Source organism: Nocardioides sp. CPCC 206348 (assembly GCF_048654705.1).
Taxonomy (GTDB): Bacteria; Actinomycetota; Actinomycetes; order Propionibacteriales; family Nocardioidaceae; genus Nocardioides.
In genome coordinates this window covers 21032-31991 of the sequence record NZ_JBMCZA010000138.1, presented here as the reverse complement: position 1 = coordinate 31991, position 10960 = coordinate 21032, and the positions used below count along the sequence as shown (strand labels likewise).

12 protein-coding genes are annotated in these 10960 nt (G+C 69.5%); all 12 read left to right on the top strand.

Annotation, left to right across the window (positions count from 1 at the left end; all coding sequences use genetic code 11):
- The coding region (locus tag ACOADB_RS09015; protein WP_378597623.1) for a hypothetical protein at positions 1–206 on the top strand (206 nt) is incomplete at its 5' end.
- A 343-nt stretch (positions 207–549) separates the two neighbouring features.
- Entirely contained in the window at positions 550–906 is a 357-nt protein-coding gene (locus ACOADB_RS09010; RefSeq protein ID WP_378597622.1) for an NADH-quinone oxidoreductase subunit A, read from the top strand.
- Positions 907–909: 3 nt separating this feature from the next.
- The gene (locus ACOADB_RS09005; protein WP_378597621.1) at positions 910–1464 is read left to right on the top strand and encodes a NuoB/complex I 20 kDa subunit family protein; all 555 of its coding nucleotides are present in this window, start codon (positions 910–912) and stop codon (positions 1462–1464) included.
- The gene (locus tag ACOADB_RS09000; RefSeq protein ID WP_378597620.1) at positions 1461–2138 is read left to right on the top strand and encodes an NADH-quinone oxidoreductase subunit C; all 678 of its coding nucleotides are present in this window, start codon (positions 1461–1463) and stop codon (positions 2136–2138) included. The genes ACOADB_RS09005 and ACOADB_RS09000 overlap by 4 nt, the downstream gene beginning before the upstream one ends.
- On the top strand, positions 2135–3478 hold the full coding sequence (locus ACOADB_RS08995) for an NADH-quinone oxidoreductase subunit D (protein ID WP_378597619.1): 1344 nt from the start codon (positions 2135–2137) through the stop codon (positions 3476–3478). Before ACOADB_RS09000 ends, ACOADB_RS08995 begins: the two co-directional genes overlap by 4 nt.
- A complete protein-coding gene (nuoE, locus tag ACOADB_RS08990) occupies positions 3475–4179 on the top strand; it encodes an NADH-quinone oxidoreductase subunit NuoE (protein WP_378597618.1) in 705 nt (234 codons plus the stop codon). The genes ACOADB_RS08995 and nuoE overlap by 4 nt, the downstream gene beginning before the upstream one ends.
- A 5-nt stretch (positions 4180–4184) precedes the next feature.
- Positions 4185–5486, top strand: coding sequence for an NADH-quinone oxidoreductase subunit NuoF (gene nuoF, locus ACOADB_RS08985; RefSeq protein WP_378597624.1), 1302 nt, complete (start codon positions 4185–4187; stop codon positions 5484–5486).
- Positions 5483–7924, top strand: a complete 2442-nt coding sequence (locus tag ACOADB_RS08980; RefSeq protein WP_378597617.1) for an NADH-quinone oxidoreductase subunit G — start codon at positions 5483–5485, stop codon at positions 7922–7924. The genes nuoF and ACOADB_RS08980 overlap by 4 nt, the downstream gene beginning before the upstream one ends.
- The gene (gene nuoH, locus ACOADB_RS08975; protein WP_378597616.1) at positions 7921–9246 is read left to right on the top strand and encodes an NADH-quinone oxidoreductase subunit NuoH; all 1326 of its coding nucleotides are present in this window, start codon (positions 7921–7923) and stop codon (positions 9244–9246) included. The genes ACOADB_RS08980 and nuoH overlap by 4 nt, the downstream gene beginning before the upstream one ends.
- Positions 9239–9850 carry an NADH-quinone oxidoreductase subunit NuoI gene (nuoI, locus tag ACOADB_RS08970; RefSeq protein WP_378597615.1) on the top strand — a complete coding sequence of 204 codons (612 nt, stop codon included), beginning with the start codon at positions 9239–9241 and terminating at the stop codon, positions 9848–9850. Before nuoH ends, nuoI begins: the two co-directional genes overlap by 8 nt.
- Entirely contained in the window at positions 9847–10668 is an 822-nt protein-coding gene (locus ACOADB_RS08965; RefSeq protein ID WP_378597614.1) for an NADH-quinone oxidoreductase subunit J, read from the top strand. Before nuoI ends, ACOADB_RS08965 begins: the two co-directional genes overlap by 4 nt.
- Entirely contained in the window at positions 10665–10958 is a 294-nt protein-coding gene (gene nuoK, locus ACOADB_RS08960) for an NADH-quinone oxidoreductase subunit NuoK (RefSeq protein WP_141800503.1), read from the top strand. Before ACOADB_RS08965 ends, nuoK begins: the two co-directional genes overlap by 4 nt.
- Positions 10959–10960: the final 2 nt, after the last annotated feature.

Below are 10960 nucleotides of genomic sequence, written 5' to 3'. Positions count from 1 at the left end.
AGGCCTCCGCCGAGGCGACGGACGACGGCCTGCGCCTGGTCTCCGCCGCTGCAGACGTGCAGCTGCCCTGGAGCCGTCTGGCTCGCCCGCGGGTGGGTGCCGCCGTGGTGGCCTTCCGCGACACGCTCACCCGGCGACCCACGGCCGTCCCGCGGCAGCTCTTCCCCGACGAATGGCTCCCGCGGCTCGACCCGACCAGCTCCTGACGTCCGCGCACGGTCGCGCACGGGCGGGTGACTTCGGTGTCGGACGGCTGCCCCTCGCTGGCGCTTCGGGGTGCCGTCGTCGGCGCCTGAGCGGCATCTCCCTTCCCCCAGTGCATCGGGCGCCGACGGCGGGGCCCCGCTCGTAAGCCAGCGATGGCGGGCCGGGAGGCGCCGAAGGCACCCGACGGGGCCAAGATTTTGCCAAGCCCTCCGTGCCCTAAATCCGCAGGTCAGGCACTGCTTTCGGGTTGACCGACCCCCCTGTCGCGACCCTTCGATGGAGTGGCAGGATGTGGGCCACACCACTAGTGATTCTGTTCACAAGGTCACGAGAGGGAGGCTCATGGAGCTCTACACACCGGTTCTGGTCCTTGCCGCACTCGCCGCGCTGTTCGCGGTCGGGTCCGTGGCGATGAGCACCCTCGTCGGGCCGCGCCGCTACAACCGCGCGAAGCTCGACTCCTACGAATGCGGCATCGAGCCGACGCCGCAGGCGCTCAGCGGCCGCTTCCCGGTGAAGTACTACATCACCGCGATGCTCTTCATCGTCTTCGACATCGAGATCATCTTCCTCTACCCGTGGGCCCTGCACCTGGACGCCATGGCGTGGTTCGGCCTGGTCGAGATGGTCCTGTTCATCGCCACGGTCTTCGTGGCCTACGCATACGTCTGGCGCCGCGGCGGATTGGATTGGGACTGACCCATGGGTGTTGAGGAGAAGCTCCCGAGCGGGGTTCTGTTGACCACGGTCGAGGGACTGGCCGGCTACATGCGCAAGGCCAGCTTCTGGCCCGCGACCTTCGGCCTGGCCTGCTGTGCCATCGAGATGATGACCTCGGGCGGCCCGAAGTACGACCTCGCCCGGTTCGGCATGGAGGTCTTCCGCGCCAGCCCGCGCCAGGCCGACCTGATGATCGTGGCCGGTCGGGTGAGCCAGAAGATGGCGCCCGTCCTGCGCCAGATCTACGACCAGATGGCCGAGCCCAAGTGGGTCCTCGCCATGGGCGTGTGCGCCAGCAGCGGCGGCATGTTCAACAACTACGCGATCGTCCAGGGCGTCGACCACGTCGTGCCCGTCGACATGTACCTCCCCGGGTGCCCGCCGCGCCCGGAGATGCTGATCGACGCGATCCTCAAGCTGCACGACAAGGTCCAGGCCACGCCTCTCGGCGCGAACCGCCTGGCCCAGATCCGCGAGATGGAGGCCGAGGGACTCGTGGCAGTGCCGACCGGTGACATGAGGGGAATGCTCCGGTGACCGACGAGAACGTCCCGGCGAAGCCCGACGAGGCCGCCCCGGTCGAGGTCCGCGCGGTCGGAGAGCGCCACGGCATGTTCGGTGTCCGCGGCAGCGGCGACACCAGCGGCTTCGGTGGCCTGGTCGCCCCCGTCGTACTCCCGACGGCCGCGCAGCGGCCCTTCGGTGGCTGGTTCGACACGGTGGCCGACAAGCTCGACGCACTCATCGAGAGCGTCGTCATCCACCGCGGCGAGATCACCTTCCACGTCCACCGCGACAACCTGCTCGCGGTCGCGAAGCTGGTGCGCGACGACCCGGCGCTGCGCTTCGAGTTCCTCTCCGGCGTCAGCGCGGTGCACTACCCCGGTGACACCGGGCGCGAGCTGCACGCCGTCTACCACTTCATGTCCTACACGTGGAACCGCCGGATCCGCGTCGAGGTCAGCGCGCCCGACGGCGACGCCCATGTCCCGAGCCTGGTCCCGCTCTACCCCGCGGCCGACTGGCACGAGCGAGAGACGTGGGACATGTTCGGGATCGTCTTCGACGGACACCCGGCACTGACGCGGATCCTGATGCCCGACGACTGGCCGGGCCACCCGCAGCGCAAGGACTACCCGCTCGGCGGCATCCCTGTCGAGTACAAGGGCGCCAGCATCCCGCCGCCGGACCAGCGCAGGAGCTACTCATGACCACCGATCAGGACTTCTACGCCGGCACCGGCGAGACCGGCGACGGCAAGGTCTTCACCGTCACCGGCCAGGACTGGAGCGAGATCGCCTCGGGCCTGGGCGAGGGCGACGCCGCGGAGCGGGTCGTCGTCAACATGGGCCCGCAGCACCCGTCCACCCACGGCGTGCTCCGGCTGATCCTGGAGATCGAGGGCGAGACGGTCACCGAGGCCCGCTGTGGCATCGGCTACCTCCACACCGGCATCGAGAAGAACATGGAGTACCGCTCCTGGGTGCAGGGCGTCACGTTCTGCACCCGGATGGACTACCTCTCGCCGTTCTACAACGAGATGACGTACGTCCTGGGCGTCGAGCGGCTGCTCGACATCGAGGACGACATCCCCGAGAAGGCCCAGATCATGCGGGTCCTGCTCATGGAGCTCAACCGGATCTCGTCCCACCTGGTCTGCATCGCGACCGGTGGCATGGAGATCGGCGCGCTGACCGTGATGACCATCGGCTTCCGCGAGCGGGAGCTGGTCCTGGACCTGTTCGAGCTGATCACCGGCCTGCGCATGAACCACGCGTTCATCCGTCCCGGCGGTGTCGCCCAGGACCTGCCGCCCGGTGCCCTCGACGACATCCGCTCCTTCGTCGCCCTGATGAAGAAGCGCCTTCCCGAGTACGCCGCGCTCTGCAACGCGAACCCGATCTTCAAGGCCCGCCTCGTCGACGTCGGCCACCTGGACCTCGAGGGCTGCATGGCGCTCGGCCTCACCGGCCCGGTCCTGCGCAGCACCGGCTACGGCTTCGACCTGCGCAAGGCCCAGCCGTACAGCGGCTACGAGACCTACGACTTCGACGTGCAGACGTGGGACACCGCTGACTCCTACGGCCGGTTCCGCGTACGCCTCAACGAGATGTGGGAGTCGCTGCGGATCATCGAGCAGGCCGCCGACCGCCTCGCGAAGCTTGAGGGCGCGCCGGTGATGGTCGGCGACAAGAAGATCGCCTGGCCCAGCCAGCTGTCCATCGGCAGCGACGGCATGGGCAACAGCCTCGACCACATCCGCCACATCATGGGTGAGTCGATGGAAGCGCTGATCCACCACTTCAAGCTCGTCACCGAGGGCTTCCGGGTGCCGGCCGGGCAGGCGTACGTGCCGGTCGAGTCGCCCCGCGGCGAGCTCGGGGCGCACGTCGTGTCCGACGGCGGCACACGACCGTTCCGCGCGCACTTCCGCGATCCCTCGTTCAACAATCTCCAGGCGATGGGCGTGATGAGCGAAGGCGGCCAGATCGCTGACGTCATCGTCGCGATCGCCAGCATCGACCCCGTCATGGGAGGCGTGGACAGATGAGCACCCCACCGATCGACGAGAAGACGCTCGCCGAGCTCCGCGAGATCTCCGAGCGCTACCCCGAGCCGCGCTCCGGCCTGCTCCCGATGCTGCACCTCGTGCAGTCGGTGCAGGGCCGGGTCACGCCGGAGGGGATCGAGGCCTGCGCCGCGGTCCTCGACATCAGTGCCGCCGAGGTCAGCGGAGTCGCGACCTTCTACACGATGTACAAGCGTCACGGCGTCGGCGACTACCACGTCGGGGTGTGCACCAACACGCTCTGCGCGGTGATGGGTGGCGACGAGATCTTCGCCCGTCTCAAGGACCACCTCGACATCGGCAACGACGAGGTCGCCGTACAACGGCAGGGTGACTCGAAGACCGTCAGCCTCGAGCACATCGAGTGCAACGCGGCGTGCGACTTCGCGCCGGTGATGATGGTCAACTGGGAGTTCATGGACAACCAGACGCCCGATTCCGCGGTCCAGCTGGTCGAGTCGCTGCGCGCCGGCCACGACGTGGCCTCGACCCGCGGCCCGAAGCTCTGCAGCTGGCGCGAGGCCGAGCGCGTGCTCGCCGGCTTCCCCGACGGTCGGGTCGACGAGGGCCCTACGGCCGGACCTGCCAGCCTCGCGGGCCTCAAGATCGCGCGCGAGCGCGGCTGGACGGCTCCCGACGCACCCACGACTCCTGCGGTCGAAGCCAAGGAGTCGGGCAAGTGAGCGACATGTTGACCCCGGTCCTCACCGACATGTGGGACGTCGAGCAGGGCTGGAAGCTGGCGCCGTACGCGTCGAAGGGCGGGTACGCCGCCCTCGACGTCGCGTTCGGCATGAGCCAGGACGACGTCATCACCGCCGTCAAGGACAGCGGCCTGCGGGGCCGCGGTGGTGCCGGGTTCCCGACCGGGATGAAGTGGTCGTTCATCCCGCAGGACAACCCGCGGCCCAAGTACCTCGTCGTCAACGCGGACGAGTCGGAGCCGGGGACCTGCAAGGACATCCCGTTGATGATGGGCAACCCCCACGTCCTCGTCGAGGGCGTCATCATCAGCTCCTACGCCATCCGCGCGAACAAGGCCTTCATCTACATCCGCGGTGAGGTCCTGCACGTCATCCGTCGGGTGCAGGCGGCCGTCGAGGAGGCGTACGCCGCCGGCCACCTCGGCAAGGACATCCACGGTTCCGGCTACGACCTCGACATCGTCGTCCACGCCGGCGCGGGCGCCTACATCTGTGGCGAGGAGACCGCGCTGCTCGAGGGCCTCGAAGGCCGTCGCGGCCAGCCGCGGCTGCGCCCGCCGTTCCCCGCGGTCGCCGGCCTCTACGCCAGCCCGACCGTCATCAACAACGTCGAGTCCATCGCGTCGGTGCCCGCCATCATCAAGAACGGCGCGACCTGGTTCTCATCGATGGGCACCGAGAAGTCCAAGGGCCACGGCATCTTCTCGCTCTCGGGCCACGTCGAGAAGCCCGGCCAGTACGAAGCCCCGCTCGGCATCACGCTGCGCGAGCTGCTCGAGCTCGCCGGCGGCATCCGCAACGGCCACGAGCTGAAGTTCTGGACGCCCGGTGGCTCCAGCACACCGTTGCTGACCGCCGAGCACCTCGACATCGCGCTCGACTTCGAGGGCGTCGGCGCGGTCGGCTCCATGCTCGGCACGCGCGCCCTGCAGATCTTCGACGAGACCGTCTGCGTCGTGCGGGCCGTGCTGCGCTGGACGGAGTTCTACAAGCACGAGTCCTGCGGCAAGTGCACCCCGTGCCGCGAGGGCACCTGGTGGCTGGTCCAGGCGCTCACGCGCCTCGAGAACGGCCAGGGCTCGGAGGCGGACCTCGACCAGCTGCTCGACCAGTGCGACAACATCCTGGGCCGCTCGTTCTGCGCCCTCGGTGACGGTGCGACCAGTCCGATCTCCAGCTCCATCGCGCACTTCCGCGAGGAGTACCTCGCCCACCTGTCGCACGGCGGGTGTCCTTTCGACGCGGCCCGGTCGACTGCCTGGGCCGGGACGGAGGTCAGCGCATGACCACGAACGAGATCGAGAAGACCGACCTGGTCACCGTCACGATCGACGGCGTCCAGGTCAGCGTCCCCAAGGACACCCTGGTCATCCGTGCCGCGGAGCAGATCGGCGTGCAGATCCCGCGGTTCTGCGACCACCCCCTGCTCGCGCCCGCCGGTGCGTGCCGGCAGTGCCTGGTCGACGTACCCGATGCCGGCAACGGCCGGGGATTCCCCAAGCCGCAGGCGTCCTGCACGCTCCCGGTGGCCGAGGGCATGGTCGTCAGCACCCAGGAGTCCAGCCCCGTCGCCGACAAGGCGCAGCGCGGTGTCATGGAGCTGCTGCTGATCAACCACCCGCTGGACTGCCCCGTCTGCGACAAGGGCGGCGAGTGCCCCCTGCAGAACCAGGCGATGTCCAACGGGCAGGGAGAGTCGCGCTTCTCCGACGACCGCAACCGCGGCGTGAAGCGGACCTTCCCGAAGCCGATCAACCTGTCGCCGACGGTCCTGCTGGACCGCGAGCGCTGCATCGTGTGCCAGCGCTGCACGCGCTTCGCCGACGAGATCGCCGGTGACCCGTTCATCGAGCTCCTCGAGCGCGGTGCGCAGCAGCAGATCGGCATCGCCGAGGACGCCCCGTTCCTGTCGTACTTCTCGGGCAACGTGATCCAGATCTGCCCGGTGGGTGCGCTCACCTCCGAGCAGTACCGCTTCCGGTCCCGTCCGTTCGACCTCGTCTCGACGCCCGGTGTGGCCGAGCACGACGCGTGCGGCTCGGCGATCCGGATCGACCACCGTCGCGGCAAGGTGCTCCGCCGCCAGTCCGGCAACGACCCGGCCGTCAACGAGGAGTGGATCACCGACAAGGACCGCTTCGCGTTCGCCTACGCGCAGTCCGACGACCGCCTCACCTACCCGCAGGTGCGCGACGACGACGGCAGTCTCCGTCCGGCGTCGTGGCCCGAGGCGTTCGCCGTTGCTGCGCGCGGCCTGGCTGCGGCGAAGCAGGCCGGCGGCGTCGGCGTGCTCACCGGTGGTCGGTTGTCCGTCGAGGACGCCTACGCCTACAGCAAGTTCGCCCGGGTTGCCCTCGGCACGAACGACATCGACTTCCGTGCGCGCCCCCTCTCCGCTGAGGAAGCCTCCTTCCTCGCCTCGTCGGTGGCGCTGACCGGCCCCGGTTCCGGGGGAGTGACGTACGACGACCTGGAGTCCGCCGCGAAGGTGGTCCTCGTGGGCCTGGAGCCCGAGGACGAGGCCGGCGCGATCTTCCTGCGCCTGCGCAAGTCGGTCCTGGCCGGCGGCACCGAGGTGGTCAGCCTGGCGCCGTACACGACCCGCGGGCTGGCGAAGCTCTCCGCCCGGGTCATCCCGACCGTTCCCGGCGACGAGGCCGCCGGCCTCGATGCCCTGGCCGGCGAGCTCGACGCGGGCAGCGTGCTGCTCGTCGGCGAGCGCCTCGCCACCATCCCCGGTGCCCTGGCCGCGGCGGCTGATGTCGCCGCCTCCAGCGGTGCGCGCCTGGCCTGGGTGCCGCGCCGTGCAGGTGACCGCGGTGCCGTCGAAGCCGGTTGCCTGCCGAACCTGCTTCCGGGTGGACGCCCGGTGGCCGAGGCGGATGCGCGGATCGACGTCGCTGCGGCCTGGGGCGTCGATTCGCTGCCCGAGACCGCTGGACGCGACGCGGACGGCATCGTCGCTGCGCTGGGTGCCGGTGGCCTCAACGGACTCGTGATCGCCGGCGTCGACCCCGACGACACCGCCGATCCTGCCGCCACGCGTGCCGCGATCGCAGCGGCCGGCTTCGTGGTCGCGTTCGACCTGCGCAGCACCGAGGTGACCGCCGCCGCCGACGTGGTGTTCCCGGTCGCCCCGACCACCGACAAGTCCGGCACCTTCGTCAACTGGGAAGGGCGGGTGCGGCCCTGGGAGGCCGCCCTGCGCAACCCGGCCTCGCTGCCCGAACTGCGGGCGCTCGCCGGTGTCGCCGAGGAGCTGGCCCAGCTCGGCCAGGGGAGCCCGCTCGGCTTCCGCACCGTCGACGAGGCTCGCGCCGAGATGTCGCAGCTCGGACCGTGGGACGGCGCCCGCCCCGCGCTGGTGCTCCCGGCGAAGAAGGCCGCGAAGAAGCCCGCGAAGAAGCCCGCTCGCGCCGGCGTCACCGTCGCGCTGGCCACCTGGAAGCAGCTGCTCGACAACGGCTCGCTGCAGGACGGCGACAAGTACCTCAAGGCGACCGCACGCACGCCGGTGGCGCTGGTGACCCGGGAGACCTACGACGCCCACGGTCCGACCGTCACGCTGACCGGCGACCGCGGATCGGTGACCCTGCCGGCCGAGATCTCCGACGACCTGGTCGACGGCGTGGTCTGGGTGCCGGCGAACTCGGTCGGGAACGGCGTGCTCGCTGACCTCGCCTCGCCGGGCACGGCAGTCACGATCACGGGAGGTGCGGCATGAACACCGGACTCGGTGCGTTCGGCAAGGACGTCTGGTGGGTCGTCGGCATCAAGACCCTGCTGGTCTTCCTGGTGCTGGTGCTCCTGACCCTGTTCAACATCTGGCTGGAGCGCCGGGTCGTGGCCCGGATGCAGCACCGGATCGGCCCCAACGTGCACGGCCCCTTCGGCCTCCTGCAGTCCCTGGCCGACGGCGTGAAGCTGGCGTTCAAGGAGGACCTGATCCCGAAGGCCGCCGACAAGGTGGTCTTCGTGCTCGCGCCGGTGATCTGCGTGGTGCCGGCGTTCGTCACCTTCGCGGTCATCCCCTTCGGCCCCGAGGTGGGCTTCTTCGGTGAGCGGACCCCGCTCCAGCTCACCGACATGCCCGTCGCCGTGCTCTTCGCGATGGCGATCGCCTCGATCGGGATCTACGGCATCGTCCTCGGCGGCTGGTCCAGCGGGTCGACGTACTCCCTGCTGGGCGGGCTGCGCTCGAGCGCGCAGATGATCTCCTACGAAGTCGCCATGGGCCTCGCGCTCGTCGCGGTCTTCATGTACGCCGGCTCGATGTCGACGAGCGAGATCGTCGCTGCGCAGGACGACGTCTGGTTCGGCCTGATCCTGCTGCCGTCGTTCGTGATCTACGCGATCGCGATGGTCGGCGAGACCAACCGCGCGCCGTTCGACCTCCCCGAGGCCGAGGGCGAGCTGGTCGGCGGCTTCCACACCGAGTACTCCAGCCTGAAGTTCGCCCTGTTCTTCCTCGCCGAGTACATCAACATGGCGACCGTCTCGGCCCTGGCCACCACGCTGTTCCTCGGCGGCTGGCACGCTCCGTTCTGGATCGACGAGGTCTGGGCGGGCGCGAACGAGGGCTACTGGCCGGTGCTGTGGTTCTTCGGCAAGGTCTTCTTCTTCATCTTCGTGTTCATCTGGCTGCGTGGCTCGCTCCCGCGGTTGCGCTACGACCAGTTCATGGCCTTCGGCTGGAAGCGGCTGATCCCGATCGCGCTGGTCTGGATCATCGCGGTCGCCACCATGCGCGTGGCCCGCAACGAGGGTGTCTTCGACGGCGGCTTCAGCGCCAACCCGCAGTTCTGGATGATCGCGATCGGCGTGGTCCTGGTGGTCATGCTGCTGACGTTCCTGATTCCCGAGGGCAAGGACGACTCCTCGATCGTGTCCGTCACGACTCCACGGCCCGGGGGCTACCCGGTGCCGCCGATGCCGGCCGGTGGAGCCGTCCAGGGCGCAGCAGCGCCGCTGACCTTCCGGTCCGACGTCCACACCGACACGCGCACCGCCGACAATCCAATGGATGCAGGGGTACCCCATGGCTGACCACTCGGGGCAGAACGGCCCCACGCTCAAGGAACAGCTCTGGGACCCGGTCGCCGGGTTCGGAGTGACCTTCCGGACGATGTTCCGCAAGGTCGTCACCGAGCAGTACCCCAAGGAGAAGTTCCCCACGGCGCCCCGGTTCCACGGCCGCCACCAGCTCAACCGCTGGCCCGACGGTCTCGAGAAGTGCATCGGGTGCGAGCTCTGTGCGTGGGCCTGTCCCGCGGACGCGATCTACGTCGAGGGTGCCGAGAACGTCGACGGTGAGGGCGAGGAGTCGGCACGGTTCTCGGCCGGCGAGCGCTACGGCCGCGTCTACCAGATCAACTACCTGCGCTGCATCCTCTGCGGCCTGTGCATCGAGGCCTGCCCGACCCGGGCGCTCACGATGACCAACGAGTACGAACTGGCCGACGACAACCGGGCGGACCTGATCTACGAGAAGTCCGACCTGCTGGCCCCGCTGCTGCCCGGAATGCAGCAGCCGCCGCACGAGATGCAGCTCGGCAAGGACGACCTGGCCTACTACCGCGGGGACTTCGCGGCCCCGATCCCGGTGCCGGCGGTGCCGGCGACGGACGGCAACGCAGGGGGCCAGGCATGACCGCGTTCTGGGTGCTCGCCCCGATCATGGTGCTGGCCGCGCTCGGCCTGCTGTTCGTCCGCAAGGCAGTGCACGCCGCGCTGCTGCTGGCGGTCGTGATGATCAGCCTGGCCGTGCTCTACGCCGTCCTGGAGGCACCGTTCCTCTTCGCGGTGCAGATCATCGTCTACACCGGCGCGATCCTGATGCTGTTCCTCTTCGTGCTCATGCTGGTCGGCGTCGACGCCTCCGACTCCCTGGTCGAGACGATCAAGGGCCAGCGGGCGTTGTCCTGGTTCGTCGGCCTGGCGTTCGCCGTGATCATGGTCGTCGGCCTGACCCAGCTCACCTTCGGTACGGCGGTCGGGCTCGACGGTCCTGATGGGGCGAACGAGGGCGGCAACGTCCAGGCGCTCGCCAACCTGCTCTTCTCGCGCTACGTCTTCGTGTTCGAGACCACCAGCGCGCTGCTGATCACGGCCGCGGTCGGCGCCATGGTGCTCGCGCACCGCGAGCGGCTCACCCCGCGTCGTACCCAGGCCGACATCGCCGCCGCCCGGATCCGGGCCTACGCAGAGACCGGCGCGCACCTCGGACCGCTGCCCCCACCGGGCGTCTACGCACGGCACAACGCCGTCGACACCCCGGCCCTGCTGCCTGACGGCAGCCCGGCCGCGGCGTCGGTGTCCCGGGTCCTCGCGGCCCGCGGCACGATGCGGCCCGCCGGCCTGCGCGACATCGACAAGATGCAGGCCCAGATCGGGGGCGACCCGACGCAAGCGCCCGAAGTGGCGGGCAGGACCGGCGCGGCGGCGTCCACCGAGGAGGACCCGAAGTGACCGAGTACGTCGTCCTGTCGGCGATCCTGTTCACGATCGGATCGATCGGGGTGCTGACCCGCCGCAACGCGATCGTGGTGTTCATGTGCGTCGAGCTGATGCTCAACGCGTGCAACCTGGCCTTCGTGGCGTTCGCTCGCCAGCACGGCAACCTCGACGGCCAGATCGCGGCCTTCTTCGTGATGGTGGTGGCTGCGGCCGAGGTCGTCGTCGGACTCGCGATCATCATGACCATCTTCCGGACCCGTCGCTCGGCCTCGGTCGACGACGCGAGCCTGCTGAAGTTCTGAGG

Excerpts from the sequence above, each read along its gene's own strand:
- nuoH (WP_378597616.1), top strand. The coding sequence starts at position 7,921 with ATGAACACCGGACTCGGTGCGTTCGGCAAGGACGTCTGGTGGGTCGTC.
- nuoI (WP_378597615.1), top strand. The coding sequence starts at position 9,239 with ATGGCTGACCACTCGGGGCAGAACGGCCCCACGCTCAAGGAACAGCTC.
- nuoF (WP_378597624.1), top strand. The coding sequence starts at position 4,185 with ATGTTGACCCCGGTCCTCACCGACATGTGGGACGTCGAGCAGGGCTGG.
- nuoE (WP_378597618.1), top strand. The coding sequence starts at position 3,475 with ATGAGCACCCCACCGATCGACGAGAAGACGCTCGCCGAGCTCCGCGAG.
- ACOADB_RS09005 (WP_378597621.1), top strand. The coding sequence starts at position 910 with ATGGGTGTTGAGGAGAAGCTCCCGAGCGGGGTTCTGTTGACCACGGTC.
- ACOADB_RS09010 (WP_378597622.1), top strand. The coding sequence starts at position 550 with ATGGAGCTCTACACACCGGTTCTGGTCCTTGCCGCACTCGCCGCGCTG.
- ACOADB_RS08995 (WP_378597619.1), top strand. The coding sequence starts at position 2,135 with ATGACCACCGATCAGGACTTCTACGCCGGCACCGGCGAGACCGGCGAC.
- ACOADB_RS08965 (WP_378597614.1), top strand. The coding sequence starts at position 9,847 with ATGACCGCGTTCTGGGTGCTCGCCCCGATCATGGTGCTGGCCGCGCTC.
- ACOADB_RS08980 (WP_378597617.1), top strand. The coding sequence starts at position 5,483 with ATGACCACGAACGAGATCGAGAAGACCGACCTGGTCACCGTCACGATC.